24 protein-coding genes are annotated in these 24,412 nt (G+C 49.0%); 16 read left to right on the top strand and 8 right to left on the bottom strand.

The features are described from left to right. Positions 1-70 precede the first annotated feature (70 nt). The 3 genes from DYD62_RS20745 to rpmG all read left to right on the top strand — a co-directional run bounded on the left by DYD62_RS20745 (position 71) and on the right by rpmG (position 3,207). Positions 71-2,410: a DNA translocase FtsK gene (locus DYD62_RS20745; protein ID WP_115229782.1), complete on the top strand. Its 2,340-nt coding sequence runs from the start codon at positions 71-73 to the stop codon at positions 2,408-2,410. A gap of 390 nt (positions 2,411-2,800) precedes the next feature. Next, positions 2,801-3,034 carry a 50S ribosomal protein L28 gene (gene rpmB, locus DYD62_RS20740; RefSeq protein WP_082752868.1) on the top strand — a complete coding sequence of 78 codons (234 nt, stop codon included), beginning with the start codon at positions 2,801-2,803 and terminating at the stop codon, positions 3,032-3,034. 17 nt (positions 3,035-3,051) lie between these two features. Then, positions 3,052-3,207: a 50S ribosomal protein L33 gene (rpmG, locus tag DYD62_RS20735; RefSeq protein ID WP_046350383.1), complete on the top strand. Its 156-nt coding sequence runs from the start codon at positions 3,052-3,054 to the stop codon at positions 3,205-3,207. A 122-nt stretch (positions 3,208-3,329) separates the two neighbouring features. On the opposite strand, the gene DYD62_RS20730 is transcribed toward rpmG, so the two are convergent. Further along, complete coding sequence (locus DYD62_RS20730; RefSeq protein WP_115229779.1) at positions 3,330-4,217, bottom strand: LysR family transcriptional regulator; 888 nt, start codon at positions 4,215-4,217, stop codon at positions 3,330-3,332. Positions 4,218-4,454: 237 nt separating this feature from the next. On the opposite strand from DYD62_RS20730, the gene DYD62_RS20725 reads away from it, so the two are divergent. From DYD62_RS20725 to DYD62_RS20715, 3 genes are all read left to right on the top strand, one after another. Next, on the top strand, positions 4,455-4,763 hold the full coding sequence (locus DYD62_RS20725; RefSeq protein ID WP_115229777.1) for a DUF485 domain-containing protein: 309 nt from the start codon (positions 4,455-4,457) through the stop codon (positions 4,761-4,763). Continuing rightward, a complete protein-coding gene (locus DYD62_RS20720; RefSeq protein WP_373280373.1) occupies positions 4,760-6,568 on the top strand; it encodes a cation acetate symporter in 1,809 nt (602 codons plus the stop codon). Before DYD62_RS20725 ends, DYD62_RS20720 begins: the two co-directional genes overlap by 4 nt. Positions 6,569-6,961: 393 nt before the next feature. Further along, positions 6,962-8,875, top strand: a complete 1,914-nt coding sequence (locus tag DYD62_RS20715; protein ID WP_115229772.1) for an esterase-like activity of phytase family protein — start codon at positions 6,962-6,964, stop codon at positions 8,873-8,875. 183 nt (positions 8,876-9,058) lie between these two features. On the opposite strand, the gene DYD62_RS20710 is transcribed toward DYD62_RS20715, so the two are convergent. Next, positions 9,059-9,901 (bottom strand): LysR substrate-binding domain-containing protein, encoded by an 843-nt coding sequence (locus tag DYD62_RS20710; protein WP_115229769.1) that lies wholly within the window; start codon positions 9,899-9,901, stop codon positions 9,059-9,061. A gap of 94 nt (positions 9,902-9,995) precedes the next feature. On the opposite strand from DYD62_RS20710, the gene DYD62_RS20705 reads away from it, so the two are divergent. Then, positions 9,996-10,409, top strand: coding sequence for an EamA family transporter (locus tag DYD62_RS20705; protein ID WP_115229766.1), 414 nt, complete (start codon positions 9,996-9,998; stop codon positions 10,407-10,409). A 5-nt stretch (positions 10,410-10,414) separates the two neighbouring features. Here the strand turns inward: DYD62_RS20705 and DYD62_RS20700 are convergent, their stop codons facing one another. Beyond that, complete coding sequence (locus DYD62_RS20700; protein WP_115229764.1) at positions 10,415-11,281, bottom strand: LysR family transcriptional regulator; 867 nt, start codon at positions 11,279-11,281, stop codon at positions 10,415-10,417. A 98-nt stretch (positions 11,282-11,379) separates the two neighbouring features. Between DYD62_RS20700 and DYD62_RS20695 the strand changes: the two genes are divergently transcribed. After that, entirely contained in the window at positions 11,380-12,360 is a 981-nt protein-coding gene (locus tag DYD62_RS20695) for a nitrilase family protein (protein ID WP_115229762.1), read from the top strand. Here the strand turns inward: DYD62_RS20695 and DYD62_RS20690 are convergent. Next, on the bottom strand, positions 12,357-13,805 hold the full coding sequence (locus DYD62_RS20690; RefSeq protein ID WP_233702988.1) for an aminotransferase-like domain-containing protein: 1,449 nt from the start codon (positions 13,803-13,805) through the stop codon (positions 12,357-12,359). The genes DYD62_RS20695 and DYD62_RS20690 overlap by 4 nt on opposite strands. Before the next feature lie 135 nt (positions 13,806-13,940). Here DYD62_RS20690 and DYD62_RS20685 point away from each other — a divergent pair, with 135 nt between their 5' ends. The 8 genes from DYD62_RS20685 to acs all read left to right on the top strand — a co-directional run bounded on the left by DYD62_RS20685 (position 13,941) and on the right by acs (position 20,612). After that, a complete protein-coding gene (locus DYD62_RS20685; RefSeq protein ID WP_115229759.1) occupies positions 13,941-14,546 on the top strand; it encodes a LysE family translocator in 606 nt (201 codons plus the stop codon). Between the two features lie 9 nt (positions 14,547-14,555). Beyond that, complete coding sequence (locus tag DYD62_RS20680; RefSeq protein WP_115229756.1) at positions 14,556-15,272, top strand: aspartate/glutamate racemase family protein; 717 nt, start codon at positions 14,556-14,558, stop codon at positions 15,270-15,272. Continuing rightward, positions 15,272-15,805, top strand: coding sequence for a GNAT family N-acetyltransferase (locus DYD62_RS20675; protein ID WP_115229754.1), 534 nt, complete (start codon positions 15,272-15,274; stop codon positions 15,803-15,805). The genes DYD62_RS20680 and DYD62_RS20675 overlap by 1 nt, the downstream gene beginning before the upstream one ends. A gap of 1 nt (position 15,806) precedes the next feature. Beyond that, positions 15,807-16,361: a GNAT family N-acetyltransferase gene (locus tag DYD62_RS20670; protein ID WP_207916494.1), complete on the top strand. Its 555-nt coding sequence runs from the start codon at positions 15,807-15,809 to the stop codon at positions 16,359-16,361. A gap of 4 nt (positions 16,362-16,365) precedes the next feature. Further along, positions 16,366-17,076, top strand: coding sequence for a hypothetical protein (locus DYD62_RS20665; protein WP_115229751.1), 711 nt, complete (start codon positions 16,366-16,368; stop codon positions 17,074-17,076). 1 nt (position 17,077) lies between these two features. Next, a complete protein-coding gene (locus DYD62_RS20660; protein ID WP_115229749.1) occupies positions 17,078-17,515 on the top strand; it encodes an acetyltransferase in 438 nt (145 codons plus the stop codon). 86 nt (positions 17,516-17,601) lie between these two features. Further along, positions 17,602-18,396, top strand: a complete 795-nt coding sequence (locus DYD62_RS20655; protein ID WP_115229746.1) for a class I SAM-dependent methyltransferase — start codon at positions 17,602-17,604, stop codon at positions 18,394-18,396. Between the two features lie 245 nt (positions 18,397-18,641). Continuing rightward, positions 18,642-20,612, top strand: a complete 1,971-nt coding sequence (gene acs, locus DYD62_RS20650) for an acetate--CoA ligase (protein WP_115229744.1) — start codon at positions 18,642-18,644, stop codon at positions 20,610-20,612. Between the two features lie 317 nt (positions 20,613-20,929). Here acs and DYD62_RS20645 read toward each other — a convergent pair whose 3' ends face one another. The 4 genes from DYD62_RS20645 to DYD62_RS20630 all read right to left on the bottom strand — a co-directional run bounded on the left by DYD62_RS20645 (position 20,930) and on the right by DYD62_RS20630 (position 24,229). After that, on the bottom strand, positions 20,930-21,523 hold the full coding sequence (locus DYD62_RS20645; protein WP_115229741.1) for a hypothetical protein: 594 nt from the start codon (positions 21,521-21,523) through the stop codon (positions 20,930-20,932). Positions 21,524-21,696: 173 nt separating this feature from the next. Next, a complete protein-coding gene (locus DYD62_RS20640) occupies positions 21,697-22,740 on the bottom strand; it encodes a hypothetical protein (protein WP_115229738.1) in 1,044 nt (347 codons plus the stop codon). Positions 22,741-23,289: 549 nt separating this feature from the next. After that, positions 23,290-23,703, bottom strand: a complete 414-nt coding sequence (locus DYD62_RS20635) for a GFA family protein (protein ID WP_115229735.1) — start codon at positions 23,701-23,703, stop codon at positions 23,290-23,292. Between the two features lie 142 nt (positions 23,704-23,845). Then, the gene (locus tag DYD62_RS20630) at positions 23,846-24,229 is read right to left on the bottom strand and encodes a DUF6404 family protein (protein ID WP_115229733.1); all 384 of its coding nucleotides are present in this window, start codon (positions 24,227-24,229) and stop codon (positions 23,846-23,848) included. Positions 24,230-24,412 lie beyond the last annotated feature (183 nt).

Below are 24,412 nucleotides of genomic sequence, written 5' to 3'. Positions count from 1 at the left end.
AACTGTCAACTGCTGTTTGCAGGATGTTGCCGCTATAATTAGCGGCATATTCATTGCAACCAAGCCAAACATGGCCATATTTCGTAAAAAAAACGTCGCGAATGTATCCAGCCGCGCCGCCTTACCACCACAGATCGCTATTTTATTACGCGAATCATGGTGGTTTATTCTGGTCGTCTTGGTAATTTACCTCGTCCTTGTTCTTTCTACCTACAGCCCTGGTGACCCTGGCTGGTCTCATAGCGCCACCCGGCCCGAAATCCACAATCGCGGCGGAGCAGTAGGCGCGTGGATTGCCGATATTCTGCTCTACTTATTTGGCTTTTCAGCATGGTGGTGGGTAGGCTTTTGCTTCGCCGCCATTTTATGGGGCTATCGCCGGATTGATCATGTGAGTGATGGCGCACGCCCTACGGTACTTTTTGCCTGTATCGGTTTTCTGCTAATTATTCTGGCCAGCTCCAGCTTTGAAGCCCTGCGCTTACACAGTATTCATGCGGTATTACCACAGGCTCCGGGTGGAATATTAGGCGTAACGCTGGGCAGCTGGCTCTACCTCAGCTTTGGCTTTTCTGGTGCCACGTTGTTTTTACTGGCCAGCATCTGCATCGGCATCTCACTATTTACCGGCTTATCCTGGCTGTACTTGATGGAAAATCTGGGAACCCTGATTGAGCTGAGCGCGCTGAAAGCAAAAGATGCCATTCAGGCATCACGCGATCGGAAAATCGGCCGTGAAGCCAAAGTGCAGCGCAGCGAAAAAGTTACTTCAGAAAAAAAACGTTTTGATGATAAGCCACCGGTCCGTATAGAAGCAGCCCATACCGAAGCACCTGCTATCGCAGCCAAACTCAGCAAAAAAGCGCAGGAAGAGCAGCAAAAGGCCGCACAAGTACCACTGTTTAATGCTGAAGACTTACCAGTCATCGCCAGCAACCAGGCACTGCCTCCGATCAAGCTATTAACGGTAGCGCCACCTGCTAAAGAAACAATCAGCAAAGACACGCTGGAATTCACCTCAAGGCTGATTGAGAAAAAACTGGCCGACTTTAATGTAGAAGTCAAAGTGGTGGCAGCCTATCCAGGCCCGGTGATTACCCGCTACGAAATCGAGCCTGCGGTAGGTGTAAAAGGCTCACAAATTGTTAATCTGATGAAAGATCTGTCCCGTGCACTGGGCCTTGTTTCGATTCGCGTGGTTGAAACCATCCCGGACAAAACCTGCATGGGACTGGAGCTGCCCAACCCTACGCGGCAAATCATTCGCTTGTCAGAGATTTTATCTTCCGAGCCCTATCACGCCATGAGCAGCAAGCTGACCATTGCCCTAGGTAAAGATATCACTGGCAAGCCCATCGTCACCGATCTGGGTAAAGCACCGCATATGCTGGTAGCCGGGACAACTGGTTCGGGTAAATCCGTTGGGGTGAATGCCATGATTCTCAGCCTAGTCTATAAGGCCACGGCAGACGAAGTACGCTTTATTATGATCGACCCAAAAATGCTCGAGCTATCGGTTTACGAAGGTATCCCGCACCTGCTGGCCCCTGTTGTGACCGACATGAAATTGGCGGCCAATGCGCTGAACTGGTGTGTGGCCGAAATGGAAAAACGCTATCGCCTGATGAGCACCTTTGGCGTACGTAATTTGGCGGGTTTCAACCAAAAAGTACGCGAAGCCGAGAAAGCCGGTAAACCGCTCACCAATCCCTTTACCTTGACACCAGAAGATCCTGAACGCCTTGAGCACCTGCCGTTTATTGTGGTGGTGGTCGATGAATTTGCCGATCTGATTATGGTGGCAGGCAAAAAAATTGAAGAGCTGATTGCCCGCCTAGCGCAAAAAGCCCGTGCTGCGGGTATTCATTTGATTCTGGCCACCCAACGCCCATCGGTAGATGTGATTACCGGCCTGATCAAGGCCAATATCCCAACACGATTGGCGTTTCAGGTATCCAGTAAGATCGACAGCCGCACCATTCTGGATCAAATGGGCGCAGAAGCCTTGCTGGGCCAGGGGGATATGTTGTTTCTGCCACCGGGCAGCGGCTATCCACTGCGCGTACACGGTGCCTTTGTGGACGATAATGAAGTGCATCAGGTGGTTGAGAACCTCAAGCAGCAAGGTGAACCCAACTACATTGACGGCATTTTAAACGGAGGCTTTGAAGCAGAGGCGGCCGCAGGCGGCAGTAGTAGCGATGCGAACAATGAAAGCGATCCGCTTTACGACGAAGCAGTGGCCTTTGTGCTCAAAAGCCGCCGTGCATCCATCTCATCCGTGCAACGCCAGCTGCGCATCGGTTACAACCGCGCTGCAAGGCTGATTGAGCAGATGGAAGCCGCTGGCCTCGTCAGTGGTATGGAAACCAATGGCAATCGCACTGTACTGGCTCCAGCAAGCGAATAAAACCATCACCGCCCCTGCCCTCACTGCTGCGCACTAATGCCCGCCATAACAAGAGCCGCTTCTCTTCCGGATAAGCGGCTTTTTTTACGCAGCCAGCGAGCATTTTTCTCAGTAAATAGAACAAGATGAAGCCCAAACCAGTGGCAAGAGGAAAAGCACGATTTCCAATGCCAAAATGCAAATTCAGCCCCCTGATTTACGCGATTATTTTTGCATCTTTACAAACCGCCCTTAAACCAGCCGCCAAGCCGCGCAAAGCCTAGCTGCAAGCGATAAAACAGCAACAAAAAAAATACAATTACCTAAGGGTAAAGTGACATAACTCTTGAAACAAGGCGGGGATCTATGCTATAAATCCGGTTTTTCTCAGAAGTCAGGGAATTACCCGCCATGGCACGAGTATGTGAAGTCACCGGCAAGCGCCCAGTGACAGGGAACAATGTTTCCCACGCCAATAACAAGACTAAGCGTCGTTTTCTTCCAAATCTGCACAGCCGTCGTTTCTGGGTAGAAAGCGAAAACCGCTTCGTTCGTCTGCGTGTATCTAACGCAGCACTCCGTACTATCGATAAACTAGGCATCGAAGTCGTCCTCGCGGATCTCCGCGCTCGTGGCGAAGTTTGAGGCTGAGGTAAGAAATCATGCGTGAAAAAATCAAGCTGGAATCCAGCGCAGGTACTGGTCACTTTTACACAACGACCAAGAACAAGCGCACAATGCCAACAAAGCTGGAAATCAAGAAGTACGATCCCGTGGTTCGTAAACACGTGATCTACAAGGAAACCAAGCTGAAGTAATTCAGTTGTTGTACGGTGGCCTTCATACTCGAACCCTGCCCTTGGTGGGGTTTTTGTATTTCCAGAGCATCAAAAAAAGCCAAACTCAGTTTGGCTTTTTTATTTTAAAAATTAAAAAGTAATCAGGGCAAATCCCATTCTGTTTTAAGTGAGCCCTTCAGCATCGCAATAAGTGGATCCTGCTCCCTGTCAGCCGAGTAAATAAACTGCAAGGGCACCCGTACTGCAATCTCCCCTCCCCGCCACAAAGCAATCGAGCCATCTGCTGCGAAGCGCTTTGCGGTACGCTCAGCCAAGATCGCCACCCCCATTCCGGCTTTAACTAATTCGACCAAAGTTGCTTCTTCATCGAACTCTCCCACAATTTTTGGTGCGATATTCTGACTGCGCCATAGCTCCTGAGTGATTTCAGCCAAACTGGTAAATTGTGATAAACCCAGCCAAGGTGCTTTACCTAGGGTTTTCCAATCCGCATTTGCCAGATCAGCGGCCATGCTGGGGGGCAAGGCAACACAGAAACCTATCTCGGTCAGCTGCAAAGTAGTGACATTCTGATAGGGATTGCGGCCCAGATAAAATCCACCATCCAGCACTTTTTTGCGTACATCATTCAATACACTCACCGAAATACCATGCGTGGTTTGCGCCGAAATCAGCGGGTATTTCTCGCGCAAATGGGCCAGCCAAGATCCTAAACGCAGCCTCGCTGGCACGCCTATCGTGCCAATTTTAACTTTCCCTTTTGGCTCTCCTGCCAGCGCTTTGGCTCGGTTTTGCATCCCCCTGGCGAGGGCCAGAATATGCTCGGCATCGGGCTGTAACAGCTTTCCCGCTTCAGTGAGTTGCACGCCGCCGGGGAAACGCTCAAATAAAGGCAGGCCAAATTCCTCTTCTAAAGCCTTAATCTGCGCCGTGACGGCAGGCTGAGAGAGATGAAGTAATTCTGCTGCCTGAGTTAAATGCCCCTGCTGTGCAACGGCAATAAAAGTGCGGAGTTGGTAGATTTCCATGCGGAAAGTATGCTTAAAAACCCCAGCCCTGTCAGCTTATTCCGGTAAAAATACCGTAGTCTGCCTGTATAAAATCCACAAAAGAAAGTAAGCCCCAAGCAATACCAGTGCAATGCAACATCAGTTTTGCTGATTTTGTACATCAAAAATTGCAATTAGCATCAAAGGGTTGCTGTCGTTACATTATGTATCGGTTGTCCCTTCCGGGATCCACCTTGTTCAAGGAGGAGTCTAAGCATGAGTGAAACTATCATCGACCGTATTCAGCAAAACCCTAAATTTGCAGAATTGGTCCAGAAGAAAACCAGCCTCTCGTGGCTTTTATCATCAGTCATGCTGGTGATTTACTACGGCTTTATTCTGGTGATCGCATTTTCCCCCAAGACACTTGGGATCCCGCTTTCTACAGGCAGCGTCACCACCATCGGGATTCCAATTGGTATCCTGGTGATTTTATCGGCCTTTGTACTTACTGGCATTTATGTACGCCGCGCTACTGAATTTGATCAGTTGACCCGTGAAATTATCGAGGAAGCAAAGCAATGATGCATAAATTGCAAAAGCAGCTGAGCTGCGCTGCCCTGATGGCGTTCGCCAGCTTGCCAACTTGGGCATCTGGCACGATCGACGGCCCGGTCACCAAGCAAGCCATGAACTGGCACGCCATTATTATGTTTTTTCTGTTTGTGGCGTTTACGCTGGGTGTGACTTACTGGGCGGCCAGCCGCACCCGCTCCGCCAAAGACTTTTACTCTGCAGGCGGCGGCATTACAGGCTTTCAAAATGGCTTGGCCATTGCGGGCGACTATATGTCAGCCGCATCATTTTTAGGGATTTCCGCCTTAGTATTTGATACTGGTTACGACGGGCTGATTTACTCGCTGGGCTTTTTGGTAGGCTGGCCTGTGATTACCTTCCTCGTGGCAGAGCGCCTGCGTAACTTAGGAAAATACACCTTTGCCGATGTAGCCTCTTATCGCCTGCAGCAAGGCCCGGTACGTACCTTTGCGGCCACCGGCACCTTGGTTGTGGTGGCGCTCTATCTGATTGCCCAGATGGTTGGCGCAGGTAAGCTGATTCAGCTGCTGTTTGGCATGAATTACAACACCGCCGTCATTATGGTTGGCATTCTGATGGTGATTTACGTCATTTTTGGCGGCATGCTGGCCACCACATGGGTACAGATTATTAAAGCGGTGCTGCTCTTATCCGGCGCCAGTTTTATGGCCTTTATGGTGCTTAAACATGTGAACTTCAGCGTTGAAGGCATGTTTGCCCAAGCCGTACATGTTAAACAAGCAGGGGCTCAGCTCTTGGCAGTGAAAGCAACAGCAGCATCAGATGTTGCCGCACAAGCCGTAGCCAATCACTCAGCAGATGCAGCGACGCTAGTCGAAAAAGCATCTGATGCGGCCAAAGCTGCAGCAAAAGCCGCCAAAAACATCATGGCACCCGGCGGCCTAGTTTCTAACCCGATTGACGCGATCTCTCTTGGCCTTGCCCTGATGTTTGGTACAGCAGGCTTGCCGCACATTCTGATGCGCTTCTTTACCGTAAAAGATGCTCAGGCTGCGCGTAAATCCGTGTTTGTAGCCACCGGCTTTATTGGCTACTTCTACATCCTGACCTTCATTATCGGCTTTGGCGCGATTATGCTGGTGTCCACCGATCCATCGTATAAAGACGCAGCTGGCAAGCTGCTGGGTGGCTCTAATATGGCCGCGGTGCACCTTGCGCATGCTGTGGGCGGTGATTTATTCCTCGGATTTATTTCAGCCGTAGCCTTTGCCACCATTCTTGCGGTTGTATCCGGCCTTACCCTTTCTGGCGCATCGGCGGTTTCACACGATCTTTACGCCAGTGTATGGCGTCATGGACGCGTGGATGAAGCCACAGAAATCCGCGTTTCTAAATATGCAACCGTGGCCTTAGGTGTAGTCGCCATCTTGCTGGGCATTATGTTCGAGAAGCAAAACATCGCCTTTATGGTGGGCCTGGCATTCTCGATTGCGGCATCTGCCAACTTCCCAGTACTGTTTTTATCCATGTTCTGGAAAGGCCTGACTACTCGTGGCGCCGTAATTGGTGGCTACTCCGGCCTGATCTGCGCAGTGGTCTTGATTATCCTCGGACCAGCCGTTTGGGTAGATACACTGGGCCACGCTAAGGGCAGCGAATTATTCCCTTATAAAAACCCAGCTATTTTCTCAATGACTTTAGCGTTTGTGATGACATGGCTTTTCTCTATCACAGATAAGAGCACACAAGCAGAATCTGAACGTGCTCAATTCCTGCCACAATTTATCCGCTCTATGACCGGTGTGGGTGCGGAAGGCGCATCAAAACATTAAGCATTAAGCATTAATTAGTTAAAAAAACACAACGCCATGCATGATTGCATGGCGTTTTTTATTGCGTTAATTTAATCATTACATTTACTTTTATAAGGATTAAATCGTTCTGTATAAATTATCGATGCATTTTTTAATATAAAACAGATGATTTTTATAGGGTGTGCAAATGTTTTTCTTGCGCACCGCCCTTGGTGCGCAACGACTTGGGCGTTGTAGACCCTATAAAAAATGCATTATTTAAAAATATAAGATAATTTATACCTAAGTACTTAATGCAGCCTAAAAAAGAGAGAAGCAATTCAATCAATAAATTAGCCTACACCACAGCCTTAACCCCTTTGTCATATTCAAATGGCACTATTCATTTAATTTTAATAAAGGGGTTATTCAATGAAACGACGCACAATCGCGCTGAGTATTGCGCTTAGCTCACTATTAGCCGCTTGCAATAGCGACAGCACCGATACCACCACCAGCACAAACAACAAACCCTTTATAATCAGTGGTGTATTTCAAGACTCAGCCACAGAAGGCTTGGAATACAGCACCACCAGCAACCCAAGCGCGCAATACACCAAGGCCGATGGATTTTATTTATATCAGGTAGGTGACGAAATCACTTTTAAAATTGGCGGCGTAGTTTTAGGCAAAGCCATTGCTACCGCTAAATTATCCCCTGCTGATTTAAGCGGTGGCTTTAATGATAAAGCTCTTAATATCGCGCAATTACTGCAAACACTGGATAGCGATGGCGACCCGGCCAATGGGATTAAACTTGAAGCGGCCCAGCGCGATTTATTAAAATCATTAACAGAATCCAGCATCAAATTAGCCGCAAGTGGCAATGACTTTGGTACGGAGCTCGCAAAACTCGGCTTAAAGGTGCGCGACCGTAATTTGGCCAGCGAGCATTTTGAATCCACACTCGCCAGCCAGTTTGGTAAAGACAATACCAGCAAGGTCGGCGATATCAGCGTGACCAAGCATCAGATCGTCGTCGATCCTAAATTTAATGTGGCCTATCCGGGCACATTAGCGGGCCTGAAAGCCACTTTCCCGAATGGATTTCCATTTAGCATGGGCTCGGCACTGGCTTTTAAAGAAAAAACCAAAGATGGCGCAATTGAATTTTATGTATTGAGCGATCGTGGCCCCAATGCCGATTCGCCTAATCTGGCCGATGGCAATATCACAAAAGTATTCCCCGCCCCCGATTTCACGCCTAAATTTGGCGTCATGCGCTTAAAAGACGGCGTAGCCAGCCTTGTTTCAGTCACTGATATTTTAAATGCCGACGGCAGCAAAACCACGGGGCGCCCAACGGCTGCCAATGAAGTTGGCTCCAGCAAAGAAGTGCCTCTGTCCGATACCCTGCAAACGCTCGCCACCGATAAAAACGGCATCGACCCTGAAGGCATCGTGGTCGATAAAAATGGCGACTTATGGATTTGCGATGAATACGGCCCCTTCCTCATCCGTATCGACCCAAAAACCGGCAAGATCGCCGAAAAACTTTACCCCGGTGCAGGTGGCTTACCCGCTGTGCTCGCCAATCGCCAGCCTAATCGTGGCTTTGAAGGGATTGCTATTACCCCAAACAGCGGCAAAATCTACGCCGCAGTACAAAGCAATTTAGAAATCAGCGACAGCAAAAACAATAAATCGACTAAGGCCTTGTTTACGCGGATCGCAGAATACGACCCAGCCACCAAAGCCACCCGCATGTTTGCATACCCGATTGACGCCAACTATGGCAAAAGCAAAGAGCTGAAAATTGGCGACCTGCTGGCAATCTCTGACACTCGCTTTCTGCTGATCGAACAAGGCATTCAAAAAGATGGCCTGATGCACCGCAGTATTTATCTGATCGATATCAGCAGCGCCACAGATCTGAGCGGCAAAACTTTGGGCGATAAGCGGGATCTGGAGTTTGGCGCGGCATCCGATCTGGCCGGTATCCAGATGGTGAAACGTACCAAGCTGTTTGATTACGATGCACTGCCTGGCGGCTTTGGCTATTTAGCAGAGAAATCAGAAGGCTTAACCATGATCGACGGCAAAACCATCGCCATCGTGAACGACAATGACTTTGATATCAAAGCCAGCCTGCAAGACGCCAAAGGCAAAACCGCCACCGATTGCGTGATCAGCGACGGCAAGCTCAGCGGCTGCAAAATTGATGGCGCAGCGGCAGCAGCCGACGCGGTGAAATTTAATATCAGCCGCGGCGACACAACTCAAGCCCCTTCACGACTGTGGCTGTTTAAACTGCCGAAGGATATTAAGGAATACAGCGTGAATTAAACAGCATACGGCGCATCCCCTTTGCGCCGTATCCACTCCTAAGGCGTATTGCCGCCCTTTACGGGCCCAATACGCCTTATTCATTGGCAAGACCACATCCGGCATTGCGCCGCGCTTAGCCCCCCTTATTTGGCGTATTCTCAATTCAAAATTGCCCATGTCCAACCGCTTCAATTCAAAACCTCAGCCCCTCTGCAATTCCCGTAAAAACAAACCCGCTAATTGTTGATTTATGGGGTCTGTATCGCCCTGCTGGCGATACACCGCGATAGTTACATCAGGCAATGGAGGGAGTTCCGTTATCAGCTGGCTATGCTGTGGCGGGGTATCCGCCAATAAGGCAGTCACCCCCAAGCCTGCTTCTGCTGCCGCTTGCAATGCTGCCAGACTGCTGCTTTCAAAAACAATATGCCATGGCTGATTGGCCCGATTCAGCGTTTCTAAGATGCGATCACGCCAAGTGCAGGGCTGGCTAAAAATCACCAGCGGTATGGATGCCACCTGCAAATCAAATCCAGGCGCAGCAAACCAGTTCAGGGGCAGGCTTAGCGCCTGATCGGGCGTTGCGGCTGCGGTAAGCGGCATGCTTACCAATACATCCAGCTCTTTGCGCTCGAAAGCGGCAAACAGTGTTTGTTTATCGGCCACATCCACCCGCAGCCGCAAACGGGGATGGGCACAGGCAAAATCGGCCAGTACCCGATTCAGGTGGCCGCTGACAAAATCTTCTACCAGACCGATACTGCGTTGCTGCTCGCCTTGCAATACAGGCTTCAGGCTAAGCTGATCCGTTAAACTCAAAATACGTTCGGCATAGGGCAATAAAGCCTCACCTGCCGAGCTTAAACGTATGCCTCTGGGCGAGCGCAGCAATAAAGTTTGGCCAAGCTGCTGCTCTAAGCGCTGAATTTGCTGGCTGAGCGCAGGCTGTGTTTTGCCTTGCAAAATAGCCGCCCGGTTGATGCTGCCGCTACGCACCACACCGACAAAAGAGCGCAGCAAAGCGGTATCTAGATCATTAGTCATAATTAACTTTTATAGCCACTATGGTTTATTGCAGTCTACCTATTAACTAATGCTTCAGCTAGTCTATGCAAACCCAATAAAGCTGGAGTACAAAATGTATGTTTTAGCGGTTTTGCTGGCAATTGCCGGATCGGTGATTTATCACCTCTCGATTAAATTTGTGCCGAATGAGATCAACCCTTTTTTATCTTTATCCATCAGCTACGGCATTGCGCTTTTATTATGCCTGCCCGGTATTTACTACTATGGCGGCAGCCGCAGTGTGCAGGTATTGAACTGGAGCGTCGGTGGCGTGGCGCTGGGTATTCTGGGCATTGAGCTGGGATTTTTATTGCTCTACCGGGCAGGCGGGCATTTAGGCATGTCCTCCCTGATGACCAATGCCGCCAGCACGCTATTACTGCTGCCCATAGGCCTGTGGTTTTTCCGCGAGTCATTTTCAATCACCCGCATGCTGGGCATGGGTCTAAGCCTCTGTGGCCTCTGGCTGATGATGCCGCGTAAATAAGCCGCTCAAGGTTTGGCGAGCAGGTCTACAAAGCCCTTCACAACGGGGTCTTCCCGCCCGGCTTGCCAGGCTAAACCCACTTGCCAGTGCGCCGCAGTCTCATTAAAGGGTAACAGCCGCACATTTTGCGGCAGCAACAGCCCGGCCCGATAAGGCAATAAAGCCACGCCTAAACCGGCAGCTACAATCGCAAGAATGGTTTGTATATCTTCGATGTATTGGGTGATGCGTGGATTAAATTGATGTGCATTGCACCACTGCTGAATGTGCGCAGCGAGGCCCGGCCCGCGAGATACAGAGAGTGCAATAAAACCCAGCGTGTTTAAATCCGCCAGCTGATCCGGCACCGCTTGCCATTTGCTCACAGCGGGGACCGCCAAGGCTAATTGCTCTTCAAAGAGAGGGAGCGTGGCTAAAGCGCCGTCGCAGGGTAAGCGAATAATACCCAGCTCGAGTTCGCCAGCCAGAATGCGCTGCGTCTGCTCTGCTGAGGAGTAATCATTCAGCGTAATTGCCACATCAGGGTAGCGCTGGCTAAACGCCGCAATTGCTTGCGGGGCAAATTCGAGCGCAGACAAACCAAAGCCAATGCGCAGCCGCCCGCGCGCTCCCCGGCTGGCTTCACGCGCACGCAGCAACACTTGATCCGCATCCTGAGTTAAGCGCTGGGCATCAGGCAAAAATAACGCCCCAAACGCAGTTAACTCTGCACCATGGCGGCCACGTTCAAATAACCTGGCTCCCAGCTCGGCTTCTAAATTTGCAATTTGCTTACTCAGGGTAGGCTGCGTCACACAGAGCACATCCGCCGCCCGGCCAAAATGCCCCAGCCCTGCCAGGGTAATAAAGGAGCGCAGTAATTTGATATCCATTCTATTTTTCTATCAATAATGGTCATAAATTTCATTTTACGCATGAAACAGACCGCGGTTAAATCGCTTTATTCATTCACACCAAGGCGCAGCCCACCATGCCCAAGACCACTTTAAATGTTGCCTCTGTTCAATTTCAACATCGTGCCGGTGATAAGGCTTATAACCTGAGCCGCATTGCCGATTTTGCCGCCCAAGCCGCCAGCCAGGGGGTGCAGCTGATCGCCTTTCCTGAAATGTGCATTACCGGCTACTGGCATGTCACAAAGCTGAGCCATGAAGGTGTGGCGGGCTTAGCCGAGCCGCTAAATGGGCCTTCAATCACGGCAGTAAAAAAACTGGCGCAGCAATATCAAATGGCCGTTGCTGCCGGGCTGATAGAGCTGGGGGAGGACGAGCATTTTTATAATAGCTATGTGCTGTGCATGCCCGATGGCACACACCATTGCCACCGCAAGCTGCATGCTTTTGAGCACGAATCGATTCACAGCGGCGATCAATACACCGTATTTGATACGCCTTGGGGGATACGCATTGCCATTCTGATTTGCTGGGATAACAACTTAATTGAAAACGTGCGGGCATGCGCGCTGCTTGGAGCCAGCCTGCTGCTTGCCCCGCATCAAACCGGTGGCACAAATTCCCGCAGCCCGCATGGCATGAAACCCATAGCCCTAGAAAAATGGCAGCAGCGCCACATTCATCCAGAGGCCATTGAAGCCGAATTCAAAGGCCCTAATGGCCGGGGATGGCTGCTGCGCTGGCTGCCCGCCAGAGCGCACGATAACGGCCTGTTTATTATTTTCAGCAATGGCGTAGGTCAGGACGAGGAGGAAATCCGCACAGGCAACGCCATGATTATTGATCCCTATGGCCGCATTATTCATGAAACCTGGCTGGCCCAAGATGCCATGGTGGCCGCAGTGCTGGATTTAAACCTCGTCAATATGAGCACAGGCCAGCGCTGGATACGTGGCCGCAGACCGGAGCTATACAAGCTGCTGACTCAGCCATCCGGCAAAGAGCTGGATGCACGCGAGGCGAGGTTTTCTACCGCAGCCACGCATACTGCGGATTAAACACCAGCCGCTTCATCCATAATGTCCTGCGCCATCTCGCCCAGCCGCACTAAAGCCTGGATATAGCTTTCATCCAAAGGCTGGCAACAGGATAAACGCAGTGCCGAGGTATGGCGGCCGCTGGGGGAATACAGCGGGCCGGGCGAGATGCTGATCTTCTCTGCAATAGCACGATGAAATAATTTCACGCTATCGCAGCTGGCGGGCAGCTCTACCCAGAATAAAAACCCGCCAGCGGGCTGGGTGGCGCTGGTGCCCTGCGGAAAATGCTCGGCAATCAGCGCGCGTACTTTATCCACCTGAATCGCGTAGCGGCGCTTGAGCTGGCGTAAATGATGATCGTAGCCGCCCGATTCTAAAAACAAGCCCAGCGTTTCGCTCAGCACCATAGATTCGGCAACTGAATAAGAGAATTTAAGTTTACGAATCTGCTCGGTAAAACGCCCGCCTTCTACCCAGCCAATTCTAAAATCGGGGGCCAGTGTCTTGGTATAACTGGCGCAAATTAACACCCAACCCTCTTCGTCAAACGCTTTTACAGCGGGTGCAAAGGCCTCGGTAAATTGCAATTCGGCGTAGAGCGCATCTTCAATCAGGGGGATTTGATAACGCTTTAACAGGCCAGCTAGCCGCCGTTTGTTTTCCAGCGGCATGCTGCAGCCAAGGGGATTGTGCACATTGGGCATGGCCACAATGGCCTGCAATTGGCCATCAATCAGTAATTGCTCCAGCGCATCGAGCGACAGGCCCGTTTGCGGGTCGGTCGGTATTTCAACCGCTTTTAAACCTAGGCTACTAAACAAAGGCAACAAATTAAAGTAGGTAGGCGATTCAATCCCCACGGCGTCTCCACGCACACAGATGGCGCGCAAAGACAATTGCAAAGCCTCCATACAGCCATGGGTAAGCACGATGTTTTCAGCTTGCAAAGACATACCCAGCTCCACACTGCGGCGGGCAATCTGGGTGCGTAATCGCTCTGAGCCTGGTGGCAAAGCATAGCTGCTAACCATGCCAGGATTTTGCCTGAGCACTTGGCCCATGATCCGCGCCAGCTTATTGCTGGGGTAAAAATCGCCCCCCTTGGGGCAGGCTAAGGCCAGATTGATATAGCCCGGCGTTTGCTGGGCCAATAAAGCGGCACCGATTAAATCCAGCACTTCACCGGCAGGGCCTTGAGCTTGGCCAGGCGCTGCACAGGATTTGCCTGCCGGCAACATAGGCAGATGGCTGCGTACGTAATAGCCAGATTGCGGCCTAACCACCACAAGGCCGCGGTCTTCCAGCATGCGATAAGCTGTAAGTACCGTATTCAAAGACAGCCTGCGGCTTTGTGCCGTTTTACGTACCGATGGCAATCTGGAGCCAGGCGGTAAAGAACCGTGGCTGATCGCCAGCGCAAAATCATCGGCCAGCTGCTGGTAAAGCGTATCCACTTGCATCATAAGGGAACCTCGAAAAGACCGGGTAAGGCTGCAATGTCTAAATTGTACCCATAAAAATAAGCAAGTAATGCCACTGTAACCTTTATGACGATGCTTTTATGATGAATTGCCTTTTACCTACACCGAGCAAAGTCTATGTTTAACCCCGCCTTACTGAGCTATGTCTCGCTGATGTCCGTTACCCCCGGCCCCAATAATCTGATGCTGGCGGCTTCTGGCGGCAATTTTGGTTTTCGCCGCAGTATTCCGCATTTATTAGGCATTAGCATTGGCCATGGCATTCAGGTGTTTATCGTTGGCGTGCTCCTAGCTTGGGTGATGAGCAGCATTAATACGGTACGCCCAATTTTAGGCGTATTTGGCTGTGCTTATTTATTGTGGCTATCGTGGAAAATATGGAAAGCAGGATCGCCTGAAGGCAAAGAAGCCGCTAAACCCATGAGCTTTTTAGCCGCAGCGCTATTTCAGTGGATTAACCCCAAGGCATGGGTAATGGTGATCAATACCGTGATTCTATTTTTGCCTGCCGAGCAAAATAGCATGTTCGCCGCAGCGGGCTTAGCCGTTTTATGTGCACTGATTAATTTACCCTGCATCTGTATCTGGGCATGGTTGGGCGATGCATTACGCCAGCATTTGCTGATCCCAAAAATATTAAAACTATTTAACGGCATGATGGCCAGCCTGATGGCGATCACGGCATTCTTTTTATTGCATGGCGAATTGGCTTTGTTAGCTTAGGGGAAAATAATGAAAACCATCGGCATGATAGGCGGCATGAGCTGGGAATCCAGCCAGATTTATTACCAAAGAGCAAATCAGCTTATTAAAGAAAAATTGGGCGGTCTGCATTCTGCCAAAGTGATTTTGCTGAGTGTGGATTTTGCAGAAATAGCAGCGCTGCAAAGCGCAGGGCAATGGGATAAAGCGGGTAAAATCATGGCCCAAGCGGCTTATTCCCTGCAATTAGCCGGTGCAGATTTAATGATCTTATGCACCAATACCATGCATAAACTAAGCGCTGAAATTGAAGCTAAAATCCAGATCCCATTTCTGCATATTGCCGACGCTACCGCAGCGGCAATTAAAACAGCGGGCATTAAAAAAATTGCTCTATTGGGAACAAAATTCACCATGGAGCAAGATTTCTACCGTGGCAGATTAGCCAATATGCACCAGCTAGAAGTCATTACCCCAAGTGAAACTGGCCGCAATAAAGTGCACGATATTATTTATCAGGAACTTTGCCAGGGCATTGTTAAAGAATCATCCAGACAAGAATACACTGCCATCATTAATCAGCTGATCGAGCAAGGTGCAGAAGGAGTCATTCTGGGCTGCACAGAAATTACCATGCTGATTCAACAGCAGGATGTGGCTATTCCGATATTTGATACCACCGAGCTGCATATACGCTATGCCATTCATACAGCCTGCGCCGAAGTCGCAACTACTTTGGATAAATAATGAATATAAAACTAAATACAATCACTTTAAGAGCATTCAGGCCCGATGATTTAGCCTTTGTTTTTTCTGGCCTGTCCAACCCAGTAGTGATTAAACACTATGGTATTTCATATTCAACAGAAAGCGCTTGCCTAGAACAAATGAGCTGGTATCAATCCATTGCCGAACAAGGCACAGGATGCTGGCTGGTGATTGAATCGGCAGGTACACCGCTAGGCGCATTAGGCCTGAATAATATCTGCCATGATCACAAAAATGCCGAATTAGGCTACTGGCTATTACCCCAGCACTGGGGCAAAGGCATTATGCAGGAAGCATTACAGGGTTTACTCAGTCATGCCTTTAATGAATTAAAACTGCACCGCATCAGCGCCGAAGTAGAAATAGAAAATTTAAAATCGCAGCAGCTTTTACAAGTCTTTAATTTTACTTTAGAGGGCATCAGCCGTGAATGTGAAATTAAAGATGGTGAATATATATCGCTGATGAATTATTCATTGCTTAGCCATGAATTAAAAAACAACAGGCCATAAAATGAGCATCTATTTAGAAACAGCAAGATTAATCCTTAGACCTCTCACCGAAGCAGACAGAGGATTTTTTAAGCAGCTCCAACAACACCCTGATGTGATGCGCTATGTCAGTGATCCTTTATCTGCCGATGCAATCAATGAAAAATTTAACAGCCGCCTGCCCGCGTGGACCAAACACAGCTCGCACTGGCTATGCCTAATGATTATTGATAAACACCGCAATACGCCCATTGGGATCACTGGCTTTATGCCCGAGTGGGAGCCCTATCAGCAGGCTGAAGTTGGTTTTTTATTGCACCCCAATGAGCAAGGTAAAGGCTATGGCAAAGAATCTTTACAAGCCATATTGCAATTTGCCTTTAATGATTGCTTATTTCACAAAATAAAAGCCACAGTAACAGAAGGAAATATCGCCTCAGCCAGCTTATTAGAGCGGGTAGGATTTATACAAGAAGGCAGGATCAGGGATAACTTTAAATTAAATCAACAATGGCACAATGATTTAATTTATGGATTATTAAATTCTGAATTTTCACCAACACTCACTAAAAATTAATAATATGAAATCTGCAATCTGTCTTTTTACATTCGCCTTATCAGCCTGTGGTGGCGGGGGCAGCGATCCGGCACCACCCTTAGCCCCCCTTAGCAGCAGCGAATATCTGGCCTACCACTATGCCGCCAGCGATACGCAGGCGATCTATGCAAAGCTTAGTGATGCAGGTGCAAACATCAGCAGCCCTATTATTCCCAAAGGCAGCCTTACTTATGATGCAAACGGTCAATACAGCTGGGGTAATGGTTTAAGCGGCGGCAGCGCGGTGTATCGCCTGCCGGAAAACCCACACCTGCCCTTTGCCGCCATGCTTTGCGAGCCAGGGCTGGGAGGCGTCAAAGATAAAAAAGGCACATACGTTTTAATCGCCGCCAATGCCACCAAAGTGAGCTCGGCTATCGAGCTGGCTGGGCAACGCTTTGAAACCAGCGTAAGCGATTGCCAAGATGACAGCCAAATTGAGCATTTAAGCTTTGATGCTCAGGGCAATATGAGCCGCACAACGTTTCACTACCCCAATAGCACAGGCGTGACGGTGATCTATTCGCCTGCAGATTTTCAACAAATGCAAACAGGGTTGGACATCCTTGGCTATCGCACCCGCTTACAAGCTTTTAAGTTAGTTGCCGAAGGTAAAACCCGCTATATCATGGTTGAACAAAATAAATCACTAAATGGCGATGGCAAAGATTCTATTTATTTATGGAAACAATAATATGCAAATATTAGCGGCTACCCCCAATGAATACCCCGAGCTATTAAGCATTTGGGAATCATCGGTGCGGGCTACGCATGATTTTTTATCTGAAAACGATATTCAATTTTATAAATCAAAAATGCTGAGTGATTTCTTTCCCGCAGTCTTATTACAATGCGCCAAAGATAATCAGCAAAAAATAACCGGTTTTATTGGTTTGAGCGAAGGCAATATAGAGATGTTGTTTATCGCCCCCGAGTATAGAGGCCAGGGCGTTGGCAGAATGCTTTTAAGCCATGCTATTACTCATCATCAAGCGAGCAAAGTGGATGTAAATGAACAAAACCCCCAGGCAATTATTTTCTATGAGCGCATGGGTTTTAAAATCATCAGTCGCTCTGAGCTTGATGGCATGGGCAAGCGATTCCCCATTTTGCATATGCAGCTTAGAAACTAAAACTGGTTCCGTATGAAAAAAATATGGAAAATGAAAAATGTGTACCCGATACAAACTTTAAACCCTTCCAAAAAATTTAAAGAAAAATGATGACAGAAAAAACAAACTACACAGAAGTCAATCGGGCGATGTGGAATTTAACAGCCGAAATAAATAAGAAAGAAGGCTTTAGCGAGCTGCTTAGCACCATAAAAAACCCAGAATTCTCAAGCTTTGATGTGGTAGAAAAAGAGCTATTTACTCGGTTTCCACTCAATGGCAAAGACGTACTGCAAATTGGCTGCAATAGCGGCCAGGAGCTATGCAGCGTAAAACGCGCCGGTGCTGGCCGCTGTGTGGGCATTGATATTTCTGACGCATTTATTGAACAAGCAAAAGTGCTGGCTCAATGTGCCGAGCTGGATATTGAATTTATTTGCAGCAATGTTTTTGATCTTGAAAATCAGTTCCAACGCTCTTTTGATCTGGTTTATATAACGGTTGGGGTATTAGGCTGGATGCCCGATCTGCCACGTTTATTGGCTTTGATTCATTCATGGCTAAAGCCAAATGGGCAGTTATTTATTTATGAGCAGCATCCTATTTTGGATATGTTTAATCCCATTCCACCTCATGCAATGGACAGCTCTTATTTCCGTAAAGAGCCTTTTATTGATGAAATGCTGCCTGAATATATTGATACCCAAGGCACAGGCAGCGCACCCTCGTATTGGTTTCCTCATACCCTCTCCGATATTATTGGCGGCTGCTTGCAGCAGGGATTGCAATTGCGCCACTTTGCCGAATACCCCAATGAAATATCGGTAACCTACGCCGCATTAGAGCAAAACGAGGCCCGCTTACCGCTCAGCTATAGCTTGATTGCAGAGCGGGCAGAGTAGTAAATACAAGTACTTGTTAGCTCAAGGTCTAATACCGTAGGAGTAGCTTCAACCGCGAGTGGCTTTTAACAAGGCTTTCGCGGCTGAAGCCACTCCTACGAAATATCACCATCCACATACACCCCCTCACATCAGCCTTTCTGATTCACCCCATCAAAAAACACGATTGGCCTTGCGACAGCCCCCACTGATACTCTGGGTTTGATCCGATTTATCTGACTATCTCTGCAAGAAGGAAGCCCCATATGAGCAGCATTGATTCCGTACTTAAGGAAACCCGTCTGTTTCCACCTTCCGACGATTTCCGTACTAAAGCAAATGTATCCGGCATGGAGGGCTATCACACCCTTTGCGAGAAAGCCAATAGCGATTATCAAGGCTTTTGGGGCGATTTAGGGCGCGAGTTAGTCAGCTGGCGCAAGCCTTTTACCAAGGTATTGGACGAATCCAATGCGCCATTCTTCAAGTGGTTTGAAGACGGTGAAATGAATGTGTCCTACAACTGCTTAGATCGTCACCTTGAAAGCAAGGCGAATAAAGTAGCAATTATTTTTGAAGCAGACGATGGCTCAGTCTCCCGCGTAACTTACCGCGAGCTGTATCACCGCGTTTGCCAGTTTGCCAATGGGCTGAAGAGCCTAGGCGTGGTGAAGGGTGACCGCGTTGTGATCTACATGCCGCACACCGTTGAAGCGATTATCGCCATGCAGGCCTGCGCTCGTATCGGCGCGATTCACTCGGTGGTATTTGGCGGCTTCTCTGCGGGCGCATTGCGCGATCGCATTCAAGATGCCACGGCCAAGATCGTGATTACCGCCAATGAATCGGTACGCGGCGGCAAAGCCACACCACTAAAAGCCATGACAGACGAAGCGCTGGGCATTGGCAACTGCGAATCAGTCGAAAAAGTGATTGTGTTCCAACGCACCGGCACTAAGCCGGATCACTGGAGCGAGAGCAATAATGTCTGGTGGCATCAGCTGGTTAAAGGCCTGCCTGATGTATGCGAGCCAGAATGGATGAATGCCGAAGATCCACTCTTTGTGCTGTATACCTCCGGCTCCACAGGCAAGCCTAAGGGCATTCAGCATTCAAGCGCAGGCTATTTCCTTGGCACGCAAGTATCGATGAAATGGGTATTCGATTACAAAGAAGACGATGTGTACTGGTGCACGGCCGATGTGGGCTGGATTACCGGCCACAGCTATATTGCTTACGGCCCGCTGGGTATTGGTGCCACGCAAGTGGTATTTGAAGGCGTGCCCACTTACCCAGACGCTGGCCGCTTCTGGGCAATGATTGAAAAACACCAAGTCACCACCTTTTACACCGCGCCAACCGCCATCCGCTCCTTGATTAAACTGGGTGGCGATCTGCCTAAGCAATACGATTTATCCAGCCTGCGCCTTCTGGGCACGGTGGGTGAGCCGATTAATCCTGATGCGTGGATGTGGTATCACGAGACCATCGGCGGCGGCCGTTGCCCAATCGTGGATACTTGGTGGCAGACCGAAACCGGCTCTAATATGGTAGCCCCATTGCCAGGCGCAGTGGCAACCAAACCGGGCTCTTGCACGCTGCCACTGCCGGGTATTATGACGGCGATTGTGGATGAATCCGGCGCGCCGGTAGAGCCAGGCAAAGGTGGATCGCTGGTGATTACTCGCCCCTTCCCATCCTTGGTTCGCACCATTTACAACGATGCAGCGCGCTTTAAGAGCACCTACTTCCCGGATGAATTTAACGGCAAATTTTACCTTGCTGGTGATTCGGCGCATTACGACGAGCATGGCTATATCTGGATTATGGGCCGCATCGACGACGTGCTAAACGTATCCGGCCACCGCCTTGGCACCATGGAAATTGAATCGGCACTGGCCGCCAATCCGCTGGTGGCAGAAGCTGCGGTTGTTGGCAAGCCGCACGATATCAAGGGCGAATCCGTAGTGGCCTTTGTGGTGCTCAAAGGCGAGCGCCCGGAAGGCGAGGCAGGCAAAGCCATTGCCAAACAGCTGCGCGAATGGGTAGCCCACGAGATCGGCAAAATTGCTCAGCCGGATGAAATCCGCTTTGGCGACAATCTGCCTAAAACACGCTCAGGCAAAATCATGCGCCGCCTACTGAGGAATATCGCCAAGGGTGAAGAAATCACTCAGGATATTTCTACGCTAGAAAACCCAGCGATTCTGGAACAACTGCGCCACAGCGCACTGTAACAGCAATAAAAAATACTGCGTCACGGCAGCTTTTGATGCCCCGGCTATGGCCGGGGCTTTTTTTTTAACAATTAAATAAGCAGATTACTGAGAATATGGCCAAGATAAATCCAAAAACATAATAGCTTGTACTTAATCTATTCACTCAAAATTAAGCATTCGTTCTTTTCACACCACTCTCTGTGGCTGTTTAACTGCTAATGCGCAATTACAGTCATATTGGACCAATTGGGTTTAAAAAATAAAAAGCCACCATATCAGCGATGGCGGCTTGTTTACCCAAGATACTGCGTGTTTCTAAAAATTAAAATCTGCAACTAGCAAGATGGAGCCTCTGCTACGGGAACAGGATGTAATTCAACATTCCCATCTTTGCTCAAAATCTGGTTAATGACGATGCTGCATTTTTTACCCGACCAGGCAAAGCCAGCCTCGTAATCCATTCCGGCTTGCGGGGTGAATGTGACATTACCACCGCATCGGCGGCCAACCGTGCTATACGACACACCATTTGCAATATAAAACGAACTTACATCGTTATAACTTAATGCCACACTTGCAGGTTGCCCCGCTGCAATTTCATGCTCCTGATAATACGCTTTAGATAAAATACCATCCTTGCTGCTTAAGTTACGACTGCTGTCTGTTTCGGCCATGCCAAGGCTGATATTAGAAGCCATACCAACAAAAGATGAAAATGCTTGGCCCATTCCGCCGGAAACAAGAATTCCGTCGCTACTCCATACAGATTTCACGCAGCTCAATCCTGGATATACCCTTGCCCCAGCACCATTTTGGCCAAAAACTCTAATCCGGCTTTTAGCCGTTGTATCCGTTTTAGCCACAGTCTCTTCTGCATGTGATGAAACAAAAGCTAAAGCCACCAAAACACCAAGCAATAATTTATTCATTAATTATCTACCTTACAATTTTAAATTAGCAAATTCTAATGTAGACTAAATTTTGCTCAGCACAATGTCAAGCACATATACAAGCCCGTATATCTTCGCTTATAAAGCGTATCAAATAGCTGACGTTCTTTAATTATTAATATTTAAAGGAAGCCTAGCCCCTTTAGTTTTTATCACACCCGCCATTGCCCATCGATATAAACATTTTCATCGCCTAAATACACGCCAGTGGTAGCGACAAATACATCGATATGAAAACGCGTGTCTTTGCGTTTAAATTGTGGCTTGTTGTAGCTGCCGTGCTTAGCGCCCAACGATAAATGAACGCCACACAGCCGCTCAAAGGTGCCGATATCGCTTACGGTACGCTCGCGGCTGAATGCACGATTTAGGCCTAGGCCCAGCTCACGCACCCACACTTCGCCTTCCACTGCGCGGATTTTGGCCAGCACTTCATCAAAATACGGCGTGCTGTTTTCCACTCCAATCACACAGCCCTGCTCAACAATCAGAGTGATCGGCAGGGCCGGAAAATTGCAGTGAAAGCTGGTATCTCCAAACACAAAAATATCAGCACGGCCGCTTAGCTGCGTTAAATCACGCGCCTCGGTAAACACTTCGCCAATCGGAAACTGCCCACCAATATGCTTCATTTGGCGGTAATCGCCCACATTTAGCTTAGCGCCTTCCAGTGGGCCTGCGTAAGTCAGCACATGGCCATCACCGCTGGTAACGCGCGCGTGCGGGGCCGCATTAATCCGCGCCTGCAAGGCACTACCTGTACCGCGATAATATGCCGCATCGTAAGCCAGCGCTTCAATATACAAAGGCGCTTCATCCGCCACCATGCGCGCCAAATGCACGTGCTCGATGACTTTTAGCTCTTGATTAAACAACTGCACCCGCAAACGATAGGCATCGAGGCGAAAATGCGTCGATTGAATCAGCACCACCAAAGCCCCAGCTGGCTGAGCATGAAACGCCGCCATCACCGCATCATTATCCACGCTGCTGATTTCAATCACCTGCGCGCTTGGCAAAGCTAAGCGATAGCTATCGGCCAACACCTGCGCCAAAGGGCATTCAACATCGTAAACAATTAAGGCCGCTTCATCGCTGCGATGACCAATCGCCACGCTGACAATATCGCGCACATTTGTGGCCGCCGCAGCACGATGCCCGACGTTCAGTTCGCAGTAATGGGGGGTATTTATCATTGGGTGTGCTTCTATACATGATTCAACAATGGCGACACCTTAACGCAAGGATTCAGCGAAGTAAAAAAACCTGAGCCTTGAAGTACGGAGGGCGCGGGGAACAGAGGTGTTACGGGGGAAAGCCAAGGCTTAAGAAACATGCCTTTTTTATTAGCAAGTAGCGGAAAGGCACAATAACCACACTCTTCGCATAGGGCTTTAAAGTCCCCTTGAAACACGCCGTAGTGAGGAACAAGCGGGGCGGGGTTTCGGCCAGGGAGCGAGGCAGCGAGCCAATCCCGCCCGCCGCCGACTCGATTGTCCGCAGCGCAGGGGCCTTCGTGTTTCGTGGGGCGGCCTTCTTTGGCTTCGTTTCTTGGCCGTTCAAGAAAGGAAGGCCCCCGCGGTGGCTACCGCTCCTAAATCAACGTGCCGAAGGCACTAAAAAGATCTTTCTGACTTTAGTTAGCAAGTAAATTGGGCGTGTTTTATCTGCCCAGCGCCTCCGATAAAGCTTTAGCCCAATCCACCGTACTGCCCCCGTTAAACACCTTGTTATGAGAATGCCCTTTATCCTTGAGGGGAACCTTGTTTTTTGGGGAGTTGGGCATCCATAAAATCCCAGGTTGCGGCGCCTGCCACATAGAAATCTAACTTTGGCACGTAGTGCGATGCGTCGTTTAAGGTGCCCGCTTTTATGCCCAGCATACCGGGAAGATTGCTGAATTTTGCGAACAATTGAGCGCCACAATTCGGGCAGAACCCTCTTTTATGCGTACCTCCGCTATCCGCCGTTGACTCAAAATATTTTGCCTCACCAGAAACAAGCACATTTTTTTCAGGGAAAAGCATGGCAGGGATATAAGCGCTCCCCGAGCTTCTTTGGCAGTCTTTGCAGTGACAGTTTCCAGCAAATAATGGTTCAACATCAACTGAATAGCGGATTTCGCCACAAAGGCACTGCCCTGTGTATTTTGAATTCATATTTAACTCTCTGCTGATTCTGCGCTTAAGGTGAAACTAAGAAGCGAGCACGATAGCAAGTTGCTTGAACATGTTTTATCTGCCCGGCGCATCTCCGTAAATACAAATGTTGGGCTAATAACGCTTTAGCCCAAGCTAAAATTCAGGCTTCATTATCACTATGCAGCAAGTTTTCCCAAGATGGCAGCTTGTACTTCATACGCCCATAAGCATAGTAAGCAGCCATTGCAACACCAAAAAACATGCCCGCCAATATAGCTCTGGTGACTACATCCCCCCAAAACATACCCTGACTTGACCAAACGAGTAGCCACATTAATAGCCCCCATACCGCACTGAAATAAGCCGCACATGAAATAGCCGTTTTTACAAAACTTGCGAAATGCGGGGGCCGAACACTAAAACCTATACGCCGCAGTAATCTGGTGGCTGGCGGCATGTAGTTAGATTTCCATATTCCAGTGGAATCCAGAACTTCAGTAGCTCTTCTGAACTTAGCTTCATAAATAAGATCCGCAGTCTTCACGGGTACTTCCTCTTAAAAAATCACCATCTTTGCCCCACAGTATGGAATGCCCCTTTATAGAGCTAACAAGCACTAAGCTTGGCAACAAAAATCAGCATCTATAATTTACGCAAAACTTTACGTCAGCTTGACACTAGTTACACGTTAAATAAAAGTTACTAAAACAAACAACTACATTTACAC

The organism is Iodobacter fluviatilis, from assembly GCF_900451195.1.
Lineage (GTDB): Bacteria > Pseudomonadota > Gammaproteobacteria > Burkholderiales > Chitinibacteraceae > Iodobacter > Iodobacter fluviatilis.
This window is presented reverse-complemented; position numbering and strand designations above follow the sequence as displayed.